This is a genomic window from Streptomyces sp. NPDC006393 (assembly GCF_040628575.1).
Lineage (GTDB): Bacteria > Actinomycetota > Actinomycetes > Streptomycetales > Streptomycetaceae > Streptomyces.
This window is the reverse complement of record NZ_JBEXZD010000061.1, coordinates 1-23,327: the sequence shown is the minus strand read 5'-3', so window position 1 is coordinate 23,327 and position 23,327 is coordinate 1. Positions and strand designations below refer to the sequence as shown.

23 protein-coding genes and 1 pseudogene are annotated in these 23,327 nt (G+C 73.2%); 7 read left to right on the top strand and 17 right to left on the bottom strand.

The window, feature by feature from the left end; translation table 11 throughout:
• Positions 1-25 precede the first annotated feature (25 nt).
• From ABZ484_RS23710 to sigE, 5 genes are all read right to left on the bottom strand, one after another.
• Positions 26-697 carry a hypothetical protein gene (locus tag ABZ484_RS23710; protein ID WP_358867912.1) on the bottom strand — a complete coding sequence of 224 codons (672 nt, stop codon included), beginning with the start codon at positions 695-697 and terminating at the stop codon, positions 26-28.
• A gap of 238 nt (positions 698-935) precedes the next feature.
• Positions 936-1,400, bottom strand: coding sequence for a sec-independent translocase (locus tag ABZ484_RS23705; protein ID WP_358867911.1), 465 nt, complete (start codon positions 1,398-1,400; stop codon positions 936-938).
• A gap of 228 nt (positions 1,401-1,628) precedes the next feature.
• Positions 1,629-3,527, bottom strand: coding sequence for a trypsin-like peptidase domain-containing protein (locus ABZ484_RS23700; RefSeq protein ID WP_358867933.1), 1,899 nt, complete (start codon positions 3,525-3,527; stop codon positions 1,629-1,631).
• A gap of 918 nt (positions 3,528-4,445) precedes the next feature.
• Positions 4,446-5,444, bottom strand: coding sequence for a zf-HC2 domain-containing protein (locus ABZ484_RS23695; RefSeq protein WP_358867910.1), 999 nt, complete (start codon positions 5,442-5,444; stop codon positions 4,446-4,448).
• Entirely contained in the window at positions 5,441-6,154 is a 714-nt protein-coding gene (sigE, locus tag ABZ484_RS23690; RefSeq protein WP_358867909.1) for an RNA polymerase sigma factor SigE, read from the bottom strand. The genes ABZ484_RS23695 and sigE overlap by 4 nt, the downstream gene beginning before the upstream one ends.
• Before the next feature lie 248 nt (positions 6,155-6,402).
• Between sigE and ABZ484_RS23685 the strand changes: the two genes are divergently transcribed.
• Complete coding sequence (locus ABZ484_RS23685) at positions 6,403-7,098, top strand: O-methyltransferase (RefSeq protein ID WP_358867932.1); 696 nt, start codon at positions 6,403-6,405, stop codon at positions 7,096-7,098.
• Positions 7,099-7,223: 125 nt separating this feature from the next.
• Here the strand turns inward: ABZ484_RS23685 and ABZ484_RS23680 are convergent, their stop codons facing one another.
• The gene (locus ABZ484_RS23680; RefSeq protein WP_003966491.1) at positions 7,224-7,391 is read right to left on the bottom strand and encodes a DUF3117 domain-containing protein; all 168 of its coding nucleotides are present in this window, start codon (positions 7,389-7,391) and stop codon (positions 7,224-7,226) included.
• Between the two features lie 388 nt (positions 7,392-7,779).
• On the opposite strand from ABZ484_RS23680, the gene ABZ484_RS23675 reads away from it, so the two are divergent.
• Positions 7,780-8,583: an enoyl-CoA hydratase-related protein gene (locus ABZ484_RS23675; RefSeq protein WP_358867908.1), complete on the top strand. Its 804-nt coding sequence runs from the start codon at positions 7,780-7,782 to the stop codon at positions 8,581-8,583.
• A gap of 28 nt (positions 8,584-8,611) precedes the next feature.
• Here the strand turns inward: ABZ484_RS23675 and ABZ484_RS23670 are convergent, their stop codons facing one another.
• Together ABZ484_RS23670 and ABZ484_RS23665 are read right to left on the bottom strand one after the other, a co-directional pair.
• The gene (locus ABZ484_RS23670; RefSeq protein ID WP_358867931.1) at positions 8,612-9,196 is read right to left on the bottom strand and encodes a DNA-3-methyladenine glycosylase I; all 585 of its coding nucleotides are present in this window, start codon (positions 9,194-9,196) and stop codon (positions 8,612-8,614) included.
• 86 nt (positions 9,197-9,282) lie between these two features.
• Positions 9,283-9,639 (bottom strand): DivIVA domain-containing protein, encoded by a 357-nt coding sequence (locus ABZ484_RS23665; protein WP_358867907.1) that lies wholly within the window; start codon positions 9,637-9,639, stop codon positions 9,283-9,285.
• Positions 9,640-9,773: 134 nt separating this feature from the next.
• On the opposite strand from ABZ484_RS23665, the gene folP reads away from it, so the two are divergent.
• Positions 9,774-10,634, top strand: a complete 861-nt coding sequence (gene folP, locus ABZ484_RS23660; RefSeq protein ID WP_189895457.1) for a dihydropteroate synthase — start codon at positions 9,774-9,776, stop codon at positions 10,632-10,634.
• 206 nt (positions 10,635-10,840) lie between these two features.
• On the opposite strand, the gene ABZ484_RS23655 is transcribed toward folP, so the two are convergent.
• Both ABZ484_RS23655 and dapE read right to left on the bottom strand, forming a co-directional pair.
• Positions 10,841-11,599: a TIGR00730 family Rossman fold protein gene (locus ABZ484_RS23655; protein ID WP_358867906.1), complete on the bottom strand. Its 759-nt coding sequence runs from the start codon at positions 11,597-11,599 to the stop codon at positions 10,841-10,843.
• 196 nt (positions 11,600-11,795) lie between these two features.
• Positions 11,796-12,875, bottom strand: a complete 1,080-nt coding sequence (gene dapE, locus ABZ484_RS23650; RefSeq protein WP_358867905.1) for a succinyl-diaminopimelate desuccinylase — start codon at positions 12,873-12,875, stop codon at positions 11,796-11,798.
• 94 nt (positions 12,876-12,969) lie between these two features.
• Here dapE and ABZ484_RS23645 point away from each other — a divergent pair, with 94 nt between their 5' ends.
• Together ABZ484_RS23645 and ABZ484_RS23640 are read left to right on the top strand one after the other, a co-directional pair.
• Positions 12,970-13,980: a heavy metal transporter gene (locus ABZ484_RS23645; RefSeq protein ID WP_358867904.1), complete on the top strand. Its 1,011-nt coding sequence runs from the start codon at positions 12,970-12,972 to the stop codon at positions 13,978-13,980.
• Positions 13,981-14,363: 383 nt separating this feature from the next.
• On the top strand, positions 14,364-14,780 hold the full coding sequence (locus ABZ484_RS23640; RefSeq protein WP_358867903.1) for an ATP-binding protein: 417 nt from the start codon (positions 14,364-14,366) through the stop codon (positions 14,778-14,780).
• Between the two features lie 128 nt (positions 14,781-14,908).
• Here ABZ484_RS23640 and ABZ484_RS23635 read toward each other — a convergent pair whose 3' ends face one another.
• Complete coding sequence (locus ABZ484_RS23635) at positions 14,909-16,000, bottom strand: bifunctional succinyldiaminopimelate transaminase/glutamate-prephenate aminotransferase (RefSeq protein WP_358867902.1); 1,092 nt, start codon at positions 15,998-16,000, stop codon at positions 14,909-14,911.
• A gap of 135 nt (positions 16,001-16,135) precedes the next feature.
• On the bottom strand, positions 16,136-16,456 hold the full coding sequence (gene fdxA, locus ABZ484_RS23630) for a ferredoxin (protein WP_020942069.1): 321 nt from the start codon (positions 16,454-16,456) through the stop codon (positions 16,136-16,138).
• A 140-nt stretch (positions 16,457-16,596) separates the two neighbouring features.
• Here fdxA and ABZ484_RS23625 point away from each other — a divergent pair, with 140 nt between their 5' ends.
• Together ABZ484_RS23625 and ABZ484_RS23620 are read left to right on the top strand one after the other, a co-directional pair.
• Positions 16,597-17,616: a GNAT family N-acetyltransferase gene (locus ABZ484_RS23625; RefSeq protein WP_358867901.1), complete on the top strand. Its 1,020-nt coding sequence runs from the start codon at positions 16,597-16,599 to the stop codon at positions 17,614-17,616.
• Positions 17,617-17,689: 73 nt separating this feature from the next.
• Positions 17,690-18,553, top strand: a complete 864-nt coding sequence (locus ABZ484_RS23620; RefSeq protein ID WP_358867900.1) for a transglutaminase-like domain-containing protein — start codon at positions 17,690-17,692, stop codon at positions 18,551-18,553.
• A 132-nt stretch (positions 18,554-18,685) separates the two neighbouring features.
• Here ABZ484_RS23620 and ABZ484_RS23615 read toward each other — a convergent pair whose 3' ends face one another.
• The 5 genes and pseudogenes from ABZ484_RS23615 to ABZ484_RS23595 form a co-directional block, all read right to left on the bottom strand.
• Positions 18,686-19,300: a response regulator transcription factor gene (locus tag ABZ484_RS23615; protein WP_358867899.1), complete on the bottom strand. Its 615-nt coding sequence runs from the start codon at positions 19,298-19,300 to the stop codon at positions 18,686-18,688.
• Complete coding sequence (locus tag ABZ484_RS23610) at positions 19,297-20,484, bottom strand: histidine kinase (protein WP_358867930.1); 1,188 nt, start codon at positions 20,482-20,484, stop codon at positions 19,297-19,299. The genes ABZ484_RS23615 and ABZ484_RS23610 overlap by 4 nt, the downstream gene beginning before the upstream one ends.
• 5 nt (positions 20,485-20,489) lie before the next feature.
• Positions 20,490-21,230 (bottom strand): ABC transporter permease, encoded by a 741-nt coding sequence (locus ABZ484_RS23605; RefSeq protein WP_358867898.1) that lies wholly within the window; start codon positions 21,228-21,230, stop codon positions 20,490-20,492.
• Positions 21,227-22,156 carry an ABC transporter ATP-binding protein gene (locus ABZ484_RS23600; protein WP_358867897.1) on the bottom strand — a complete coding sequence of 310 codons (930 nt, stop codon included), beginning with the start codon at positions 22,154-22,156 and terminating at the stop codon, positions 21,227-21,229. Before ABZ484_RS23600 ends, ABZ484_RS23605 begins: the two co-directional genes overlap by 4 nt.
• Before the next feature lie 219 nt (positions 22,157-22,375).
• Positions 22,376-23,327, bottom strand: a pseudogene (locus tag ABZ484_RS23595) (hypothetical protein); the annotation flags it as partial.

Here is a 23,327-nt window from a genome sequence, read left to right as displayed (position 1 = left end):
GGACGGCGCCCCTTCGTCGTAGCTGTCACGCGTAGGCGGTGATGTCCTTGACCTTGGCGAAGCCGAGCCCGTAGGCGCTCATGCCCCGGCCGTACGCCCCCACGTGGACCCCTTCCTGCGTCGACCCCGCGAGCACCCAGCCGAACTCGGACTCGCGGTAGTGGAAGGGCGCCGGAACGCCGTCGACGGGCAGGGAGAGCGTCGACCAGTCCGGGCCGGTGAGGTCGTCGGCGAGCACCCACGCCGTCTCCGTCTGCTGCTCCAGCCAGTCGTCGCGCAGGGCGTGGTCCATCTGCATGGGCCAGGTGAAGGACAGCAGGCCCACTCCGGCGAGCCAGGCCGCCGAGGAGACCGAGGTGGCCTCCAGCTGCCCCGTGCCGTCGGCGAGGCGCCGCACCGGGTTGGCGGCGACGGTGACGACGACCGCGAACCTCTCCTTGGGGTCGTCCGGGGAACCGGACACGAACTCGTTGCGCACGGAGGGCTCGTCACCGTGCCCGATCGAACCGTGCTCGACGGAACCGTCCGCCGAGGTGCCGACCTGCATCAGCCAGCGCGGCCCCGTGAAGGCCTCGTCGAGGCCGTACCACGGGAAGGGCGCCAGCAGGTAGCCGTCGACCGTGCGCTGGGCGGAGGCAAGCCGCTGCCCGTCCTCCGCGGCCGGCGCCTGCGCGACCGCCCTACTTGTCGTCTCCATGTACCCGGACGCCTCCTCGCTCTCGCCGGACCGGGGCTGCCCGCCCCCCTTCGGGCGTACGCGTCCGGTCCGCACAACAACTCGGCAGCATATCGAGCCCGTCTCGGGCAGCCGGGAAATCACCCGGCGCCGTGGGTCGCGGGAGGGGCGGGTTCAGGCCGCACGGGGCGGCGTCGGACCGGGTGGCGTCGGACTGGGCGGCCTCGGACTGGGCGGCCTCGGACTGGGCGGCGTCGGTCTACGTGGCGTCCGCGTCGAAGGGCGGGCGGTCGTCGGGGCCGGTGCCGTCCTCGGGCTTCTTGGTCATGTCGACCCGGCCGCCCGCCGAACCCGAGGAGGAGGAGGCGGCGGAGGAGGACGAGGAGGACGTCGCATCGGAGTCGCGGCTGTGGACGGCGTCCGTGACCTCGGCCATCTCCTTCTTCAGGTCGAAGCCGTTGCGGATCTCCTTCAGCCCCAGGTCGTCGTTCTCCAGCTGCTTGCGGATGAACGTCTTGGGGTTGAGGTCCTCGAACTCGAAGTCCTTGAACTCCGGGCCCAGCTCCTGGCGGATGTCCTGCTTGGCGCTCTCCGAGAACTCGCGGATCTTCCGGATCGTGCGCATCACGTCCTGGATGACCTTCGGGAGCTTGTCCGGACCGAACACGAGCACGGCCAGGACGATGATCGTCACCAGCTCGAGCGGTCCTATGTCATTGAACACCTGAAGCTCCTTGCGATGTCCGTGTCCTCGGCCCTCGGGTGGTCCGGTGTGTACGGGTTCCGTCCGTGGTCCGGGCCGGAACCACGGTACCCGCCCCATGTGCGCTCCCGGTACCGTCCCGAGGCCTCGGAGTGCGTGTACGCGACCAGTTTTCCGGCTTGTTTGCCTTGCGGCGGCCGTGTGTTGTCCCGTGTCGCGGCCGGGGCCGGCTTCCCTGTGAGCTTCGCGTCAGTCACTGTTCGAGGACCCGAGCACGAGGGAGACCTTCCGCTGGGCGCCGTCCCGCTCGATGGTCAGCTCCAGGCGGTCGCCGGGGCGGTGGGCGCGCGTCTTGACGATCAGCTCCTCACCCGAGTGGACGTGCTGGCCGTCCACCGCCGTGATGACGTCACCCGCCTTGATCCCGGCCTTGGCCCCGGGTCCGCCCGGGGTGACCGCGGAACCGCCGTCGCGACCCTCGGTGCCGACCTTGGCGCCGTCACCGGCGTAGTTCATGTCGAGGGTCACGCCGATCACCGGATGGCTGGCCCTGCCCGTGTTGATCAGCTCCTCGGCGACGCGCTTGGCCTGGTTGACCGGGATGGCGAAGCCGAGCCCGATGGAACCGGCCTGGCCGGTCTGCGGGTCCGAGCCGCTGTCGGCGGAACGGATGGCCGAGTTGATGCCGATGACCCGGCCCCGGGAGTCGAGCAGCGGGCCGCCGGAGTTGCCCGGGTTGATGGGCGCGTCCGTCTGCAACGCGTCGACGTACGACAGATCGCTCCCGTCGCCCTTCTCGCCGCCGGCCGTGATGGGGCGCTCCTTGGCGCTGATGATGCCGGAGGTGACGGTGTTGGCGAGGTCGAAGGGCGCACCGATGGCGACGACCGGGTCGCCCACCTGCACGTTGTCGGAGTTGCCGAGGGGCATCGGCGTCAGCCCGCGCACGCCGCGGACCTGGACGACGGCGAGGTCGTAGCCGGTGTCGCGGCCGACGATCGTGGCCTTCGCGGTCTGGCCGCCGCTGAAGGTCACCGATATGTCGCCCCCGGCGCCGCCGCCGGCGGCGGGTTCGACGACGTGGTTGTTGGTGAGGATGTGGCCGAGGCGGTCGAGCACGAAGCCGGTGCCGGTGCCCTGCTCCTCCGAGCCGGTCACATGCAGGGTCACCACGCTGGGCAGGGCGCGGGCGGCGATCCCCGCGACGCTGTCCGGGGCTCGTCCGGCGGGCTCCTTCCCGGCCTGCGGCAGCTCTACGGCGCCCACGCCGCCGTTGCGCTCGACGTACGCCCCCACGAGCCCGCCGAGCCCTCCGGAGACCAGCGCGAGCACCAGGGCCCCGCCGAGCAGGGCCCGCCGCACCCGTCTCCGCCGCTGCTCCGCACTCGGCACCGGGGCCCCGCTCTGCTGCAACGGCCCGCCGAGGGGCGCCGCGGCCCAGGGGTCGTACCGCTGCCAGGGACCGGCGGGCGCGCCGGGGACGACGGGGTCGGCAGGGTGGGGCGCCGGGTGGCCGGCGCCGGGTGCGGACGGAGCGCCCGTCGCCTGGCCCTCCGACTCGGCGGCGGCGGCGTAGGCGTCGCCGCCCTTAGGCGACGAAGGGGCGGCCGGGACCGGAGCACCAGGCGCTTGGCTGACCGAGGCTGAAGAGTCGATGGGCCGGGGGGCCGGGGCCGGGACCGGCGTCGAGGTTGAGTGCGGCGGGGCCGGGACACCGGGGGCCGGGCTCGGCGTCGGGGACGGGGTGCCCTGAGCCGGGGCCGGGGTCGGGGTGCCCGGAGCCGGGGCCGGGGTGCCCTGAGCCGGGGCCGGGGTCGGGGTGCCCGGAGCCGGGGCCGGGGTCGGAGTTGGGGCCGGGGTGCCCGGGGCCGGGGCGCTGGACGCGGGGGCCGGGACGCCGGGGGGCGGGCTCGGCGTCGAGGACGGAGCCGGGGCGCCAGGGGCCGGGACCTGGACGCCGGGAGCCGGGCTCGGCGTCGAGGACGGAGCCGGGGCCGGGGCGCCGGGGGCCGGGACGCCAGGGGCCAGGCTCGGAGCCGGGGCCGGGATACCGGGAGCCGGGACCTGGACGCCGGGAGCCGGGCTCGGCGTCGAGGACGGAGCCGGGGCCGGGGCGCCGGGGGCCGGGCTCGGTGTCGGAGCCGGGATACCGGGAGCCGGGACCTGGACGCCGGGAGCCGGGGCCGGGGTATGCAGCGTGGATGCCTGGGCCTGTGTGGAGCCGGGCGCGGGTGTCACCGCCGGGTGCTGGACCGGCGGGGCCGGGGCCCAGGGGCCCGGTTCGCCGTACGGCGGGGTGCTGTAGGGGTCGGGGTCGTGGAGGGGTGTGCGCCGTTCGGCGGTGCCCACCGAGTCGCCAGGAGCGGCGACCTGGCGCTCACCCGCACCGTCCACGGCGCGCTCCACCCCGCTGTCCCCAGCGTGTTCCACCGGGCCGTGGCCCGCCTGGCCCGCCTGTTCCGCCACGCCGTCCAGCGCCTCGTCCGCCGTGCGGGCGACCGCCAGGTCCGCCGTACCGTCCGCCGTGCGGGCGACCGCCAGGTCCGCCGTGCCGTCCGCCGTGCGGGCGACCGCCAGGTCCGCCGTGCCGTCCGCCGTGCGGGCGACCGCGTCGGTCTGTCCGGGGCCGGTCCGGTCGTCCAGGGGGTTCGTCGAGGCAGGCCGGGCGAGGGGGAAGTCGCCGTCGTCGTGCTCCCCGTCCCGGGTACCGTCCTCGCGCGGGCGCGCCTGAGGGCGCTCCAGCTCGTAGTCCCCGCTTCCACCGCTGGCCCGGGACGTCGGCGTGCCCGGCTCCGCGCTCGCGGTCCCGGTCGGCTCCGCGGGCTCGCCTGCCGCTGCCGTGCTCCCCGGCCCGGCCGGGGGGACTGGCCGGGGCCGGGTCCACCACCTCGGGCGGGTGGACTTCGTGGGCTTCCCCTCGTTCATGCTCTCCCCACAGGTGCCCGCGGCACGCCTCGTCGGCGGTGGCCGTGCTTCGTCGACTGCCGCGCCCTGACCCGTGTCATGGGCGCGGCCACCTGGATTCAACCAGGTTCGCGGGCCACCGCGCAGAGGTGTCCGTGCCGGTCAGTGCGCCGGGTACGGGGTGGGGTGGGTGGGGGAAGCGGACGTGGGGCCGGGGACCGGTGCGGCGAGCAGGCCGGGTGCCCTGAGCTGAGGGTCGGGCGACCAGGCGGTCAGGGAGACGGGCGCGGGCGTGCCGAGCGGACGTATCAGCGGGGACATGCCCGCCCCACCGGCGGCCACGGGCGTCACCGGCGGTCGCGCCGTGTTCTGCACGGCTCCGGTGGCCGCGGTCGGCGCCCCGGGAAGCAGCGGCGCGGACAGCGAGGTGGGCGCCGCCGGTACCGCGTCGGACGACGACCGCTGGGCCTGCGCGAGCAGGGGTAGGGCCGACTGACGGCGTCGCGCGCTCTCGGAACCCGTCGCCGCGCCGCCGCCCCCCGTTCCCGCCGGAGTCACATTGCTGCCCGCCCCGGAGCCGCCGCGCGCCTCCGCGGCCGGGTCGCCCGCGGCTCCGGTGGTCACACCGCCCAGGGCCACCGCGGCCAGCGACACCGCCCCGGCGGCGACGAACGCGAACCGCAGGCCCCGAGAGGCCGAGCGCTCGCCGTCGGGGCGGCCGACGGGGTGGACCCGGAAGCCGCTCTGCTGCTCCGGCTCGTCGAGTGCGGAGGAGTGGGGGCCGACCGGCACATAGCGGAACTCGAACGGGTCGCCGCGCCGCACGCCGAACACGCCCGACCCCCCGGATCCCCCGGCGAAGCCCGGGAACCCTCCGGCGGCCGGCGGCGAGCCGCCGTCGCTGTCACTTCCCGCGGGCAGGCCCTGGAGGCGGGCCAGAAAGCTCTCGGAGGGCGGCGGCGGGGCCGTCTCGGCGAAGACGTTCTTCAGCCGGCGCTGCGCGTCGACCTCCGCCTTGCATTTCGGGCAGGTGGCGACGTGCGCCAGGACGCGCTCACGCGTGTCGTGGCCGAGCTCTCCGTCCACCAGGGCGGAGAGCCGGTCTCCCAGATGCTGTTCCGCGAGGCCGCTCGCGGCAGGGTCGGTTCGTGATCCACTCACGCGGTCGCGCCCCCTCCTCCCAGCGCGGGAACCCGGGGCATGAAGGCGCGGCGCTCGGCGCGGGCCTCGGCCCGCGCCTCGGGCGAGCGGTGCGCGAGGGCCTTGCGCAGCTGCGAGCGGCCGCGGTGGATGCGGGAGCGGACCGTGCCGAGCTTGACGCCGAGGGTCGCGGCGATCTCCTCGTAGGACAGGCCCTCGATGTCGCACAGGACGACCGCGGCGCGGAACTCCGGCGCGAGGGTGTCCAGCGCCTGCTGGACGTCCGCGTCGAAGTGCGCGTCGTTGAAGAGCTGCTGGGGGGTGGGCTCCTTGCTGGCCAGCCGCTCGGCCGCGTCCTCGCCGAGCGCGTCGAAGCGGATGCGCTGCTTGCGGCGGACCATGTCCAGGAACAGGTTCGTGGTGATGCGGTGCAGCCAGCCCTCGAAGGTGCCCGGCGTGTAGGTCGACAGCGAGCGGAAGACGCGGACGAAGACCTCCTGGGTGAGGTCCTCGGCGTCGTGCTGGTTGCCGGTGAGGCGGTAGGCCAGGCGGTAGACGCGGCCGCTGTGTGTGCTGACGATCTCCTCCCAGGTGGGCGGAGTCCACGCCTGCCCGTCCGCGTCGGTGGAGAAGGTCGCGGTCGAGGCGAAGCCGTCGGCGCGGCTCGGGTCAGCAGCGGTGTCGGTCACGGATTTCGGCCTGCCCGCCGATCCGAGAAAGCGCCGTAGCACTCCTCCCCGATCCACAGGCGCAGCCGCACCTCCCCTGTCGGCTCTGGTGGTGTCCAGTGGAGCCCCTACCATAGCCACCTCGCCCGTTAGCTCCGGATAAGCGGTTTTACGAGAATTTGACACGCGCTGCCACGGCTCATCCGGCTGCGTCAGCACTTGCCCTTCGTCCTGATCCATCCCATATCCCCCGTCGCACCCCCGGTCACGCCCCACGGCACTTCCTCACCCCTTCAAACGACCGGGCTCATCTGCGGGTTCCCGCCGCCAACGGATACAGTCACGCCCAGGCAACCACGGGACAGGAGAGGGCCATTACCGGCAACCGGCAGACGGACTGGGCGTTCGCCGACGCCTATGTCGCCGAGGACGACGCGCTGCGCTGGGCCCGCGACCGGGCCCGTGAGGCAGGCCTGCGCTCGGTGTCTCCCGGCGCGGGCGCGGCGCTGCGGTTGCTCGCCGCCACCGTGGACGCCAAGGCCGTCGCGGAGATCGGCACCGGTACCGGCGTCTCCGGCATCCATCTGCTGAACGGCATGCGCCCGGACGGGGTGCTGACGACCGTCGACACCGAACCGGAGCACCAGCAGTCCGCCCGCCAGGCCTTCCGCGCCGCCGGCTTCGCCAGCAACCGGGCCCGGTTCATCCCCGGCCGCGCGCTGGACGTGCTGCCCCGGCTCGCGGACGCCGGATACGACCTGGTGTTCTGCGACGGCGACCGGCAGGAGTTCCCGGACTACCTAGCTGAATCGTTGCGCCTGCTGCGTCCGGGCGGCCTCGTCGTCTTCGAGGGCGTCTTCGCACACGGGCGGACGGTGGACTCCGGACCGCAGCCGGCGGAGGTCCTGCGGCTGCGGGAACTCCTGCGCACGGTCCGCGAGAGCCCCGACCTCCTGCCGTCGCTGCTCCCGGTGGGCGACGGCCTCCTGTGCGCGGTCAGACGCTGACCCCACCGGCCCGCCGACCGGCTCCCGCCCGCCCCGGGCCCCGCGAAAAGCCGGCACCGGGGAAAAGCCGGCCCCGGCATCACGTGGATGCCGGGGCAGCTGAAAAGTGTGTGATCGCTCGCGCGTCAGCCGACGACCTTCTTGAGGGCGTCGCCGAGCGCGTCGGCCTCGTCAGGGGTCAGCTCGACGACGAGTCGACCGCCGCCTTCGAGCGGAACGCGCATGACGATGCCCCGCCCCTCCTTGGTCACCTCGAGCGGGCCATCACCCGTCCGCGGCTTCATGGCCGCCATGCTCGTTCCCCTTCCTGAAACCCAGCTCATCGTCAAAGCCGACGGCCCACCGAAGGGCAGGCGCGGTCCTCGTCCACAACGGCCCAGGACACGCGACACCGGCATCGAACACATTGCTTCCCGGCCATTATCCCGCATCTCAGGACCCGATGACCAACATCGGTAGGCATCGCTTGGGCAACGCGCGCGAGCAAAACCACTCAATTCGGCGATGTGGCTGCGATACTGCGCGCCCGCACGGACGTCGTTCGGCGACCACCCCGGGGAAATTGTTTGACGCAGGTCACACGTCGGCTCCACGCTCCGGCCGGTGATCTCCGTCATGCTGTCCTTCGGACAGGCGTACCGAACGGTACGTCGACAGCCGCGACACCGGAGGGGATGTCCCATGGCCGACACCGTGCTCTACGAGGTGAGCGACGGGCTCGCGACGATCACGCTGAACCGCCCGGAGGCGATGAACGCGCTGAACATCGCGACGAAGGTCGCCCTGCGGGACGCGGTCCGGTCCGCTGCGGCCGACGACGGCGTACGGGCCGTACTGCTGACCGCCGCCGGGGACAGGGCGTTCTGCGTGGGCCAGGACCTCAAGGAGCACATCGGGCTGCTGACCGCCGACCGGGAGGCCGGGTCGGGGCAGACGATGAGCACCGTCCGGGAGCACTACAACCCGATCGTGCGGGCGCTCGCCGGCGCCCGGAAGCCGGTGGTGGCCGCCGTGAACGGTGTCGCCGCAGGGGCCGGCTTCGGATTCGCGCTCGCCGCCGACTACCGGATCGTGGCGGATACGGCGGCCTTCAACACCTCGTTCGCCGGTGTGGCCCTGACCGCCGACTCCGGCATCTCCTGGACCCTGCCGCGGGTCGTCGGGCCGGGCCGCGCCATGGACCTGCTGCTCTTCCCGCGCAGCATCTCCGCCCAGGAGGCCCATGAGCTGGGGATCGCCAACCGGGTCGTGGCGGCGGCCGAGCTGCGCGCCGAGGCCGAGAAGGTGGCGCGGGCGCTGGCCGAGGGCCCGACGCTGGCGTACACCGCGCTCAAGGAGTCCGTGGCCCACGGCCTGACGCACTCCCTGGAGGAGACGCTGGAGAAGGAGGACGAACTCCAGACGCTGGCGGGACGGTCCGAGGATCACGCCATCGCCGTACAGGCCTTCGTGAACAAGGAGAAGCCGAAGTACCTGGGCCGCTGACCGCGGCCCCGGCCCGCCGCCCCCGAGGTCACGGGCGGCGGGCGACGCAGTCCGCGAGGTGGTCGTCGACCAGCCCGCACGCCTGCATCAGGGCGTACGCCGTCGTCGGGCCGACGAAGCGCAGTCCGCGCTTCTTCAGGGCCTTGGACAGGGCCGTGGACTCCGGGGTGACCGCCGGGACGTCGGAGAGCGTCCTCGGGACCGGACGGCCGGCCGGGTCGGGGGCGTACGACCAGATGAAAGCGTCCAGCTCGCCCGGGGACCACTCGGCGAGCACACGCGCGTTGGCGAGGGTCGCGTCGATCTTGGCGCGGTTGCGGATGATGCCCGCGTCGGCGAGCAGGCGCTCGCGGTCCGCGTCGGTGAACTCCGCCACCTCGGCGATCCTGAAACCGGCGAAGGCGGCGCGGAAGCCGGGCCGGCGGCGCAGGATGGTGATCCACGACAGGCCCGACTGGAAGGCCTCCAGGCTGAGGCGTTCGTAGAGGGCGTCGTCGCCGTGGACCGCGCGGCCCCACTCCGCGTCGTGGTACGCCACGTACTCCGCCGCAGACAGCGCCCACGGGCAGCGCAGTGCGCCGTCCGGCCTGGCCAGCGCGGCGCCCGCGGTCACCGTGCCGCCGGTCACCGCGTCGTCGGTCACCGGTTCGTCCGTCGCCGGGTCGTCGGTCACCGTGCGCTCCGTCACCGTGCTCTCCGTCACTGCTGGTCCTCCGGTTCGGGCTTGGCCATGCGGACATGGGCCGCCGCGGCCTGGGCGCCGGCCAGCGCGGACTCCAGGTCGGCGATCCGGGCGTCGCGCTCGGCCAGCTCCGCGCCCAGCCGGCCGAGCGCGTCGTCCACGTCCGCCATGCGGTAGCCGCGCAGGGCGAGCGGGAAGCGGAGGCACTCCACGTCGGCGCGCCCCACCCGGCGGTCCGGCGGCAGCGGGTCGTGCAACCGCTCGGGCGCGGCCTCGGGCAGCGGACCGGTGCCCTCACCGCCGCCCACCACCGCGAGTGTCACCGCGGCGACCACGACCGCGAGCGCGACGACCAGGAACAAGAACATAACCATCGCTGGGGTCCCCACGGAGTCCGGAGTCTGTCGTATGTGTCAAGGTCCGATCGTGCCATGCGACGCTGACAGTTAGGGTCGCAGGCGGCCGAAGGCCGGAACGTATCGGAACGCACGAGGAGAGGTCACAGGGGATGCTCAGGCTGGGCAGGCGTGAATTCGACACGCACGAGCCGGTGATCATGGCGATCGTCAACCGGACCCCGGACTCCTTCTACGACCAGGGGGCGACGTTCCGCGACGAGCCGGCCCTGGCGCGCGTGGAGCAGGCGGTCGCCGAGGGCGCCGCGATCGTCGACATCGGCGGGGTGAAGGCGGGGCCCGGCGAGGAGGTCACCGCCGAGGAGGAGGCCCGGCGCACGGTGGGCTTCGTGGCCGAGGTGCGGCGGCGGTTCCCGGACGTGGTGATCAGCGTCGACACCTGGCGCGCCGAGGTCGGCGAGGCGGTCTGCGAGGCCGGGGCCGATCTGCTCAACGACGCGTGGGGCGGCGTGGACCCGCGGCTCGCCGAGGTCGCGGCGCGGTACAAGGTGGGGCTGGTGTGCACCCACGCGGGCGGCGCCGAGCCGCGGACCCGGCCGCACCGGGTGACGTACGACGACGTCATGGCCGACATCCTGAAGGTGACCGTGGGGCTGGCCGAGCGGGCGGTGGCGCTCGGCGTGCCCCGGGAGTCGGTGCTGATCGATCCCGGGCACGACTTCGGGAAGAACACGCGGCACAGTCTGGAGGCGACGCGGCGGCTGGACGAGATGGTCGCCACCGGGTGGCCGGTGCTGGTGTCCTTGTCCAACAAGGACTTCGTCGGGGAGACGCTGGACAAGCCGGTGAAGGAGCGGGTGCTGGGGACGTTGGCCACTACGGCTGTTTCCGCGTGGCTGGGGGCGCAGGTGTACCGGGTGCACGAGGTTGCCGAGACTCGGCAGGTGCTGGAGATGGTGGCGTCCATCGCGGGGCACCGGGTGCCCGCCGTGGCCCGGCGGGGGCTGGCGTAGGCCCCCGGGCCGGCGCAGGGCTTTTTCGCCCCCGCCGCCCCTACCCTTCCCGACCCTGGGGGCTTTGCCCCCAGACCCCCATGGGTGCGTTCTCGGGTTTCTTCGGGTGCGGGTGGGTGGGGGCTGGGCGCGCCCGCGCGGCGGAGCCGCACATCGACACAGCCCCGCGCCCCTGGGGCCCTGCGGGCCCCTCAGGCCCCGGCCCCTTACCTGCCCGCCTCCTTCGACATCAGGGCGACCGCCTCGTCCACGTCGTCCGTCACGTGGAAGAGGCTCAGGTCCGCTTCCGCGGCCTTGCCCTCGGCGATCAGGGTGTGCTTCAGCCAGTCGACCAGGCCGCCCCAGTAGGCGGTGCCGAAGAGGACGATCGGGAAGCGGGTGACCTTCTGGGTCTGGACGAGGGTGAGGGCCTCGAACAGCTCGTCGAGGGTGCCGAGGCCGCCGGGGAGGACCACGAACCCCTGCGCGTACTTCACGAACATCATCTTGCGGACGAAGAAGTAGCGGAAGTTGAGGCCGATGTCGACGTAGGGGTTCAGGCCCTGCTCGAAGGGGAGCTCGATGCCCAGGCCCACCGAGGTGCCACGGGCCTCGCAGGCGCCCTTGTTCGCGGCCTCCATGGCGCCCGGGCCGCCGCCGGTGATCACCGCGAAGCCCGCCTCGACCAGGCCGCGTCCCAGCCGCACCCCGGCCTCGTACTCGGGCGAGTCCACCGGCGTACGGGCCGAGCCGAACACGCTGATCGCGGGTGGCAGTTCGGCCAGCGTGCCGAAGCCCTCGATGAACTCCGACTGGATGCGCAGCACCCGCCAGGGGTCGGTGTGCACCCAGTCGGTGGGAGCGCGCTCGTCCAGCAGTCGCTGGTCGGTGGTGCTGGCCTGGACCTGGCCCCGCCGTCGGAGGACCGGTCCCAGGCGCTGCTCCTCCGGTGGCCGCTTCTTGCCCTCGGGGTTGCCTGTAGGCATGTGCACTCCCTCCGCGTTCGGGCCTCCCCCGGATCCCGGCCGGGACCGGGACCTCGGAGAGAGGACGTTCCACCTCAGCGTAGATCTACGCGGGTTACGGGCGGGGGACCTCGGCATGTCCGCGGTGCAGACCCCCAGGAGGGTTCCCCGCGACGGTCGGGCGCTCGGGCGGTCAGGCGGTCGCGCGGTCGGGCCCTCAGGCGGTCAGCCAGGCCCGCAGTCGCTCCTCGCCGGCCAGGATCTTCGCCGTCTCCACCCGCTCGTCCCGCTTGTGCGCGAGGAGGGGGTTGCCGGGGCCGTAGTTGACGGCCGGGACCCCGACCGCCGAGAAGCGGGACACGTCCGTCCAGCCGTACTTGGGCCTCGGGGTGCCGCCGACCGCCTCGACGAACGCCGCGGCGGCCGGGTGGCTCAGGCCGGGCAGGGCGCCGGGACTGTGGTCGTCGATCACGAACTCCTCCACCCCGCAGTCCGCGAAGACCTCGCGGACATGGGCGATCGCCTCCTCCTCCGTACGGTCGGGGGCGTAGCGGAAGTTGACGGTGACGACGCACTCGTCGGGGATCACGTTGCCCGCCACCCCGCCGGAGATGCCGACCGCGTTGAGGCCCTCGCGGTACTCCAGGCCGTCGATGACCGGGTAGCGGGGTTCGTACGACGCGAGGCGCGCGAGGATCGGGGCCGCCGCGTGGATGGCGTTGGAGCCCATCCAGCCGCGCGCCGAGTGGGCCCGCTCGCCCCCGGTCCTCAGCAGCACACGCAGGGTGCCCTGGCAGCCGCCCTCGACCTCGCCGTCGGAGGGCTCCAGCAGGACCGCGAAGTCGCCTTCCAGCCACTCCGGGTGGGCCGCGGCGACGTGCCCCAGACCGTTGAGCTCGGCGGCGACCTCCTCGTTGTCGTAGAAGACGAAGGTCAGGTCGCGGTTGGGGGCGGGGACCGTGGCCGCGATGCGCAGCTGGACGGCCACGCCGGACTTCATGTCGCAGGTGCCGCAGCCCCAGAGCACCCCGTTCTCGTCCAGCCGGGAGGGCACGTTGTCGGCGATCGGGACGGTGTCGATGTGACCGGCCAGGACGACGCGCTGGGACCGGCCGAGGTTCGTCCGGGCGACGACGTTGTTGCCGAGGCGGTCGACCGTCAGGTGCGGCAGGGCGCGCAGCGCGGTCTCGATCGCGTCGGCCAGCGGCTTCTCCGTGCCGCTCTCCGAGGGGAAGTCGACGAGCTGCGCGGTCAGCCGCGCGGCGTCCAGCGTGAGGTCAAGCGGGGTATCGGCCATGGCCTCGACCCTAACCCGGCGAACCGCCGGGACGCGCCCGCGTCTTGTCCCCACCCGCCTCGGTGGCCCCACCCGTCTCCAGTACCTTGTACGCGTGTCAGAGCCGTCCCCCACTTCGAAGCGTCGTGGCCGCCTCCTCAGGATCGGGGCGGCCCTGGTGGTCCTGCTCGCGGTCGCGGGGTACCTGGCGGTGCAATACCTCACCGGCGGCACGGGAGGACCGGGCTGCAAGGTCGTCTCCGCCGACGACGACGGCGTCGGCTACGAGTTCACCCCGGAGCAGGCGGTGAACGCCGCGACGATCGCGGCCGTCGGCACCGGGCGCGGGATGCCCGAGCGCGCGGTGACGATCGCGCTGGCGACCGCCCTTCAGGAGTCGGGCCTGCGCAACATCGAGCACGGCGACCGGGACTCCCTGGGGCTGTTCCAGCAGCGGCCCTCGCAGGGCTGGGGCACACCGAAGCAGATCATGGAGCCGACGTACGCGGCGGGCGTGTTCTACGAGCACCTGGCCAAGGTGCCCGGCTACACGCGGCTGCCGCTCACCGTGGCCGCGCAGCGGGTGCAGCGCAGCGGCTTCCCGCAGGCGTACGCCAAGCACGAGCCGGACGCCACCCTGCTCGCCGCCGCGCTCACCGGGCGCGCCGCGGCCACGCTGACCTGCCAGGGCCGCCCGAGCGCCACCCGCGCCTCGGGTCCGGACGCGGTACGGGCCGCCCTCGTCCGGGATTTCGGGCGGGAGGTGCTCCAGGAGGCCGGCGCCGAGGTGGGCGGCAGCGGCAACTCCTCGACACGACCGACGCCGACGTCCTCGCCCTCGCCGGGCGGGGCGTCCGGCACGGACGACCGGACCGTGACACTCCCGGTGCGCGACACGGGCACGGGAGCCGTCGGCGGCGGGCGCGGCGCGGTGCAGCGCGGCTGGCAGCTGGCGCACTGGGCGGTGGCCAACGCCTCGGCGCTGCACATCGAACGGGTCTCGTACGCCGGACGCGAGTGGACCGCCGGGGTCACCGACGGCAGGTGGCGCACGACGGACGCGAAGAACGCCGACGGCACCGCCGGGCAGGGCTCGGAGGCCGTACGCATCACCACGGCGCGTTAAGGGCCCGTTGCGAAAGTCCCTGGTACGGACGTACGGATCTTCACCCGCCAGGGTTATGTGGCGCAGGCCGGACCGGCGGGGTGCGCAGGTTTTCGTGCCGTCACTCCTGTGGTCGCCGGGGCCCTTGGGAGTACTGCGACGTAAGGATTCAGCAGAAAGTGGCGCCACGCCCCCTTTTCCGACCTCTTTATCCGGTTTCCGCCCCAACCGATAATGCGACGCATTACCAATTCTTTACATCGGGCCGCCGCAACCTTCGCGCCCTTCGAGCGGTAGTCACTGCGTCCGAGCCCGGCCGGGCGGCGGCCTCCACGGCCGACGGTCGACCTCAACTGCCGGGCCGCACAGGACAGTTCAGAGTTCTCATCCGTCGAAGGAGCAACATGTCCCTCCCCCTGACCCGCCGGATCGCCCGTGCCGCGCTGCTCGTCGCTGCGGGAGCGGCTGCCGGGGTCGGTGCGGCCGGCTCCGCCGGCGCCGCCCCCGCGCTGCCGGCCACTCCGAACCTCGGCGGCATGACCGCCCTGGACGGGGCGAACGTCGGCAACACCGTGGACGGTGCGGCCCAGCACGTCACCGGGGTCGCGGGCGACACCGGCAGCAAGGCGGTCCAGCAGGCGGTGCCGGCCGCGGGCAAGACCGGCGGCAAGCTCGTGAAGAAGGCGACGCCGGTGGCGCAGAAGGCGGCGGGCGACGCGGCGGGGGCCGCGGGTGGTCTGCTCGGTGACACGGCGAAGACGGCCACGAAGGGTGGGGGGCCGGTGCAGGGGCTGCCGGTTTCCGGTCTGCCGCTCGGCTGACGCGCCGCTTGTACGGCCCGACGGGGTCCAGGGAGTTTCCTGGGCCCCGTCGCCTTGCGTGGGCGCATCGGCCTTCTGCCGCTGGGCCGGCGTTGCTCGACCGGACCCGGGGAGTTGTCGGCCGCCGGTTACAAGCGGGCCACCGCTGCTGCCACTCGTTCGTCCGTGGCGGTGAGGGCCACGCGGACGAACCGGTCCCCTGCCGGGCCGTAGAAGTCGCCGGGGGCGACCAGGATGCCCCGTTCGGCCAGGTGGGAGACCGTGTCCCAGCAGGACTCGTCCCTCGTGGCCCACAGGTAGAGGCTGGCCTCGCTGTGCTCGATGCGGAAGCCGTGGGAGAGCAGGGCCTGGCGGAGGGCGGCGCGCCGGGCGGCGTAGCGCTCGCGCTGCTCGCGGACGTGCGTGTCGTCGCCCAGGGCGGCCACGACCGCCGCCTGGGTCGGCGCCGAGGTCATCATGCCGCCGTGCTTGCGGATCTCCAGCAGCGGGCCGAGGACCGCCGGGTCACCGGCCAGGAAGGCCGCGCGGTAGCCCGCCAGGTTCGAGCGCTTCGACAACGAGTGCACCGCGACGATGCCCTCGTAGGAGCCGCCGTTGACGTCGGGGTGCAGGACCGAGACCGGGTCGGCCTCCCAGCCCAGCTCCAGGTAGCACTCGTCGGAGAAGAGCAGGACGCCGTGCTCGCGGGCCCAGGCGACGATCCGCGTCAGCTCCTCCTTGGCCAGGACCTCGCCCGTGGGGTTGGAGGGCGAGTTCAGCCACAGGAGTCTGAGGTTCGCCGGGTCCAGGCCGGTCGGATCGTCGTAGGCCTCGTGGTCCGCGCGGGCCAGACGGGCGCCGACCTCGTAGGTCGGGTAGGCCAGGCGCGGGAAGGCGACCTTGTCGCCGGGGCCGAGACCGAGCTGCGTGGGCAGCCAGGCGACCAGCTCCTTGGAGCCGACGACCGGCAGGACGTGGCGGTGGGTGATCCCGCGCGCGCCGAGGCGCCGCTCGACCCAGCCGGTGATCGCGTCACGCAGCTCCGGCGTGCCCCAGACCGTCGGGTAGCCCGGCGAGTCGGCCGCCGCGATCAGCGCCTTCTGGATCAGCTCGGGGACCGGGTCGACCGGGGTGCCGACCGACAGGTCGACGATGCCGTCCGGGTGCGCTGCGGCCGTCTTCTTGTACGGCTCCAGCTTGTCCCAGGGGAAGGTGGGAAGTCGGTCGGAGACTGCGGACACGGGGATCAGGCTCACTTTCTTCGGTGGCGTGCGCCCGGTACGGCGAACGCCTCGGTCCCGTACGGCAGTCCGAAGCGCCGGAGGCGATCAGGCCGTACGGGACCGAGGCGGCGCGGTGTGCGGGCCGCTTGAGGGTTACTCGCCCTGCGGCGGCAGCGCGGCGATGACGGGGTGGTCGCGCTCGATCAGCCCCAGCTTGCTGGCACCGCCGGGAGAGCCGAGCTCGTCGAAGAACTCGACGTTCGCCTTGTAGTAGTCCTTCCACTCCTCCGGAGTGTCGTCCTCGTAGAAGATCGCCTCGACCGGGCAGACCGGCTCACAGGCACCGCAGTCGACGCATTCGTCCGGGTGGATGTACAAGGACCGCTGGCCCTCGTAGATGCAGTCGACCGGGCACTCCTCGATGCACGCCTTGTCCTTGACGTCGACACAAGGCTGCGCGATGACGTAGGTCACGCTGTCGTTCCTCCTCGATAGGGCGCTGGCGGGCCTCCACAGGCTCCGCCGCCTGGCGCGCGGGAGCGCGGCGTCGTCGATGCCCGCCCCTAGTATCTCCGTTCCGGGGCATGATCCGAACAGGAGGGGTGAACTGACCTGTGGAAATCTCGTCGACAGGACGCTTCGAGGTCCGTATCACCGCCGCTGACGTGGGCAAACGGGTCTCGGTACGGCGCTTGAGCGAACCTGGGGGAACGGGTGAGAAGTTCACCGACACGGTGGGTGTTCTCACATCATGGGACGACGGTGTGCTGCTGATCACACGAAAGGGCGGCGAGGCCGTCCGGATCGCGGAGTCCTCGCTGGTCGCCGGGAAGGTCGTACCGGCCGCTCCGGCCCGGCGCCGGGGACCGGCGGCGACGTACGAGGAGCTCGCGCGGGTCGTCGCGCGGGCCTGGCGGCCGGTGGAGAGTGAGCGGCTCGGCGAGTGGGAGCTGCGGGCGGCCGGCGGGTTCACGCGGCGGGCCAACTCCGTGCTGCCGCTCGGCGATCCCGGCCTTCCGCTCGACGAGGCGCTGACCGCCGTACGACGCTGGTACGGCGAGCGCGGTCTGCCCGCGTACGTCCAGACCGCCACCGGGGCCGAGGGCACACAGGAACTGCTGTGCGCGGAGCTGGAGCGGCGCGGCTGGGTGCGCGAGGTGACCGCCGAGGTGTGGACCGGGGCGCTCGCGCCGGTCGCGGACCGGGCCGAGGGCTCCGGGGTCGTGCTGTCCCGCACGGCCGACGAGGCATGGCTCGCGCGCTACCAGCGCAAGGGGGTGAGCGGGGTGGCCCTGAAGGTCCTGGGCAGCGGGCCCTCGGTGTGGTTCGCGACGGTTCCCGGCGCGGCGGCAGGGGAGGCGCCCGCCGCGATCGGGCGGTGTGTCGTCGACGGGCGGTGGGCGTCCTTCGCCGCCGTGGAGGTGGATCCGGCGCGGCGGCGGCGGGGCCTGGCCACCACCGTCATGGCCGCGCTCGCCCGTCAGGCCCTCGCGGAGGGGGCGTCGGCCGCGTGCCTCCAGGTGGAGACCGACAACGCGGGAGCGCGCGCACTGTACGCCGGCAGCGGCTTCGCGGCCCACCACGCCTACCACCACTACCGGGAGCCCGCGACGGAGCCGCCGGCATCCCCGTGACGTTCGACCGCGTGACGTCGAACCGCGTGACGTCCATCCGCGTGACACCCCCGTGAAAGGGCAAGAGCCTGCCATGCCGGCCATACGTCCCTCCTGTCCCCCGCCACCCCCCGAACGGGCCGCCGAGCTGCGCCGGCGGTTCGCCGAGGAGGCGCGGGCCGAGCGGCCCGACCTGTCGGTGCTGTGCCTGCTGGTGGGCGCGACGGCCGACGGGACCCTGGACGAGGCCGGTCTGGACGCGGCGCAGATGGAACTGGACGAGCTGGCCGGCCGGCTGCCGTACCGGCCGGGCGGCCCCCGTGCGTGGGCGCAGGCCCTGCGCGATCTGCTCGGCGGACGGTACGGGTTCCACGGCTCGGCCGCCGACTATCAGCGCCTGGAGTCCTCGCTGCTGCACGAGGTGCTGCGGCGGCGGCGCGGGCTGCCCATCCTGCTGTCGGTGGTGTGGATGGAGGTCGCCCGGCGGGCCGGGGCTCCGGTGTACGGGGTCGCGCTGCCCGGTCACTTCGTGGTGGGGTTCGGCGCGGCGGAGGAACAGGTGCTCGCCGATCCGTTCGACGGGGGCCGGGTGCTCACCGGGGCGGACGCGGAGCTGCTGGTCGTCGGCGCCACGGGGGCGCCGCTGCATCCCTCGATGCTGGCTCCGGCGGGTCCGCTGGACGTCGTGCTGCGGATCCTGAACAACATCCGGGCCTGGGCCGCGGCGCGGCCCGAACGGTCGGACGTGGCGCTGTGGGCCGTGGAGCTGTCGCTGCTGCTGCCGTCGCATCCGGCGCGGCTGCGCTACGAGCGGGCGCAGCTGCTGGTGCAGCGGGGGGACTTCGTGGGTGGGGCGCGGGAGCTGGAGGCGTACGCGGAGGTCGTCGGGGCGGTGGACGAGGCCGCGGCGGAGCGGGTGCGGGGGCAGGCTCGGGCGGCCAGGGCGATGCTGAACTGAGGGGTGCGCTCGCCGGGTGCCGCTGCGCCCACCCGTGCCGCCGGGTGCCGCTGCGCCCACCCGTGCCGCCTGGGGGCACCTCCCAGGCGTCGAGCACTGGGGGAGGCACGACCGCCCGCAGGCTGCGCGGCCCTACAGCCAGCCCTTCTCCCTCGCTATGCGGACCGCTTCCGTCCTGTTGCGGGCCGCCAGTTTCTGGATGGCCGTGGAGAGGTAGTTGCGGACCGTGCCCTGGGAGAGGTGGAGGGCCCTGGCCAGTTCGGCGTTGGTGGAGCCGTCGGCGGCGGCGCGCAGGACCTCGCGTTCGCGGTCGGTCAGCGGGTTGGCGCCCTCGGCCAGGGCCGCGGCGGCGAGCGTGGGGTCGATGACCCGCTCGCCGGCCAGCACCTTGCGCACCGCCTCGGCGAGCTGGGCCGCGGGGGCGTCCTTGACCAGGAAGGCGTCGGCGCCCGCCTCCATGGCGCTGCGCAGATAGCCGGGGCGGCCGAAGGTGGTGAGGACGACCAGCCTCACCCCGGGCAGCTCCTTGTGCAGCCGCGCCGCGGCCTCGATGCCGGTGCAGCCGGGCATCTCGATGTCGAGCAGGGCCACGTCGACGCCGTGGGCGTGCGCGGCGGCCACGACCTCGTCCCCGCGGGCCACCTGGGCGACGACCTCGATGTCCTCCTCGAGGCCGAGGAGAGCGGCCAGGGCCTCGCGGACCATGGACTGGTCCTCGGCGAGAAGGACCTTGATCGTACTGCTCATGCCCGGGATCCTACGTCCACCGCGGCACCGGCCGGGACCCGGGCGACGAGCCGGAAGCCGCGCTTGACGCGGCCCGCCTCCAGCGTGCCGCCGGCCTTCTCGAGGCGCTCGGTCAGGCCCGTCAGACCGTTGCCGGGGCCGTCACCGGAACCGCCCGAGCCGTCGTCCTCGACGGACAGTTCCAGCGTCGGGCCGTCGAGGGTCTGGCGGCGTACGACCTCCACGGCGCAGCGCCGGGCGCCGCTGTGCCGTACGACGTTGGTGACCGCCTCGCGCAGCGCCCAGGCGAGCGCGGACTCGCTCTCCTCGGGGACCGCGGTCAGGTCGGGTTCGGCGGGCAGTTCCGCGCTCACGCCGGCCGCGGTCAGCGCGACCCGCACGCCGGCGAGCTCGGCGGCCAGGCGGGGGCGGCGGTAGCCGGTGACGGCCTCGCGGACGTCGACGAGGGCCTGCCGGCTGACCTGCTCGATGTCGGCGACCTGCTGGGCGGCCTGGTCGGGCCGGTCCGGCAGCATCCGGCCGGCCAGCTCGCTCTTCAGCGTGATCAGGGAGAGCGAGTGGCCGAGCAGGTCGTGCAGGTCGCGGGCGAGGCGCAGGCGCTCCTCGTTGGCGGCGAGGTGGGCGACGGTGGCGCGGGCCTGGCGCAGCTCGACGGTGGTGCGCACCAGCTGGCCCACACCGGTCATCGCGAAGCCGATCAGCAGCACCAGCAGGACCAGGTTCTTGGCCTCCTCCAGGTCCGTGCGCCAGCCGACCAGCGTCATCACGGCGGCCGTGGCCGGGATCGCCCAGTAGGCCGCGCGGATCGGGAGGGTCGCCCCGCAGGCGACGGAGACATAGCAGAACAGGCCGAGCCATCCTCCGCCGAGCGTGAGACACAGCACCACGGCCAGGACGGCCAGGAAGCAGATGAGCGCGACGACCACGGGCCGGGGGAACGGCCGTCCCATGTTCCGGAAGACCAGCGCCATGTAGGCCCCGACGAAGGTCACCAGGCCCAGCCAGCCGGCCACCGTGCCGGAGGGCGTGTGGTTCCCGGCTGCCAGGTCGCGGACCGGCGCGCTCAGGAAGACCAGCCAGACGCCGATCCAGACGACCTTGCGCAGCAGCTCCCGCCGGTTGCCGGGCGGCCGGCCGATGCCCCATGTGTTCTCGTCCCGCTCCCGGGGCCGGTCCTGGGTCATGATGCTCACGCCTTCAGCGTGTCCTTCCGGTACAGCCAGGCCGCGCCGCCCGCGAACAGGGCGAAGAAGACGACCAGGATGGCGATGTCCTTGCTGTGCGGGGCCTGGCTCTGTTCGATGGCCTGCCCCAATGCAGCGTACGCGTGCGTGGGCAGCCACTTGGCGATGTCCTGGAGCCACTGCGGGAAGGTGGTGGCCGGCATCCACAGGCCGCCGAGCATGGACAGGCCGAAGTAGACGATCATGGTGATCGGGCGGACCGCGTCGCCGGTGGCGAGGTATCCGATGGCGACGCCGAGGGCGGCGAAGACGAGGCTGCCGGCCCAGATCGAGCCGGTCAGGGCGAGCCACTGCCAGGCGTCGAGGCGGACGTGCTTGACGGCGGCGGCGACCGCGAAGACGACGACGATGGACGGCAGGCTGACCACGGCGGCGCTGGCCGTCTTGGCCAGGACGTAGCCGCGGCCGGGCAGGGAGGTCAGCCGGAGCTGGCGGACCCAGCCGCTCTCCCGCTCCTTGGCGATGCGCTCGCTGTTGCCCATGAGCACGGCGGTCAGGGCGCCGAAGGAGGCCATGGAGACCATCATGTAGGTCGGCAGGGTCAGGCCGGTGCCGTCGACCTTGGTGGTGCTGTCGGCCTTGCCGGCGATGATCAGGAACAGGATCGAGGGGTAGAGCACGGAGAAGAACAGGAACTTGCGGTTGCGCAGGGCGCGGGCGAGTTCCAGCTTGATCAGGCTGTTCACGACTGCTTGGCCTCCTCGGCCTCGGTGATGGCGACGAACGCCTGCTCAAGACCGAGCCCGGCGACTTCGAGATTGCGGGGGTAGACGCCGAGCCCGTACAGGGCGTGGACGGTCGCGTCGGCGTCGGAGGACTGGATGCGCACGGTCTGGCCGGACACGTCGATCGCGGTCAGGAAGGGCAGGCCGCGCAGGGCGGCCTCGTCGATGGCGCCCTCCAGGTCGAAGCGGACGCTGCGGGCGCCGGCCTTCGCCTTGATCTCGGCGGCGGTGCCGTCGGCCAGCAGCCGGCCCCGGTGCAGCACCAGCACCCGGTCGGCGATGGCGTCGGCCTCTTCCAGGTAGTGGGTGGCGAACAGGACCGTACGGCCCTGGTCGGCCTGCTCGCGCATGGTGGCCCAGAAGGCCTGCCGGGCGGAGACGTCCATGCCGGTGGTCGGTTCGTCCAGGACGATCAGGTCGCTGTCACCGGCGGTGGCGAGGGCGAACCGGACCCGCTGCGCCTGGCCGCCGGAGAGCTTGTTGACCTTGCGGTCGGCGATCTGGGCGATCCCGGCGCGGGCCAGCACGTCGTCGACCTTGAAACGCTTGGGGTGCAGGTCGCAGGCCAGCCGCACCAGCTCGGCGACGGTGACCTCCTCCATCAGCCCGCCGCTCTGGAGCATGGCGCCCACGCGCCCGGCGACGATCGCCTCGCGGGGACTGGTGCCGAAGACGGCGACCGAACCGCTGTCGGCGTGCTTGAGGCCGAGCAGCAGGTCGAGGGTGGTCGACTTGCCGGCCCCGTTCGGCCCCAGCAGCGCCACGGTCTCCCCGGGGTGCAGGGCGAGGGTCAGCCCGTCCACGGCCCGTACGTCGCCGTAGCTCTTGGTCACCTGGTCGAACGCCACCACCGCGGTCGCGGTGGCGGTCTCCGCTGTCATCGTCATGGCCCCCATGGTGGCCGGGAGGCCGGGGCGCGGGGCAGTGTCGCGGGTCCTGACTGCGGGATGACAGATGTCATACGGACGGCATGACTGTCATACGGACGGCCATGATTGTCGTACGGGCGGCCATGGTCGTCGTACGTGCGGCATGGCGGCGGGCCGACATGGTGCGGGGGCGCCCGGCGCGTACCGCGCCCGACGCCCCCGCACCGCGGGTGGTCCCTAGTTGGGGGTGGTGTCGATGACGCCGACCCGGTTCGTGGTGCTCGTCAGGGCGGGACGCAGGGCGCCGATCACGTCCTCGACGGTCACGGGGGTCTTCTTGCCGGTGCCCCTGGTGATCAGTACGCCGTCGAAGGCGCGGCCGTACAGCTGCTTGAGCGCCGCCTTGTCGTAGTACTCCACGAGCTTGCCGTCGACCGCCTTGACGCCCAGGAACTTCCACAGCGACTTCTGCGGGCTGAACAGCACCGCGTGCGCCGGGTCGGTCATGACCGTCACCCTGTCCGACATCGCCGGCTTGGCGAACGCCTTCATCATCCGGTCGACCTCGGCGTCGGAGACCGTCGGCTTCCGCGTGGTGGTGGGCACCTGGACCGGCGCGGTCGTGCCCGTCTCCACCTGGGTGCGGTAGGCCTGTTCGACCGCCTGGGCGGAGCGGGCGGCGTCGATGCCCTTGCCCGTCCTGCCGTACACGGCGACCGCCTTGCCCGGCTCGAACTTGATGGTGCCGTCGGCCGACGACCCGGCGCCGCCGGCGGCGTTCGCCAGGGCGGCCTGGAGCTTCTCCTCGTCGACGGGCATCCGCGGCTCGACCACCCGGTGGTTGCCGAACAGGGAGCCGATCACGGAGACGGGGTTGTAGTCGCTCTTCGCCGCCGCGCTGGCCGTGGCCTGGGTGTCGAACTGAAGTCCGGCCTGGTCGGGCTTGAGGGTGACGGTCCTGCCGTCGACCGACAGCTTGAGCGGCTGGTTCACCTTCTTGCCGAAGGCGTCGTCGAGCTTCTTCACCGCGTCGTCGCGGGTGCCGCCGCCGATGTCGACGCCGAGCACGGTGGTGCCCTTGGGCACGTCGGAGTGGTTCATCAGCAGCCCGGCGCCGTAGGCGAGACCGGCGACGACGACCACGGCGACGCCGAGCAGCGCCACCTTGCTGCGGCCCTTCTTCTTGGGC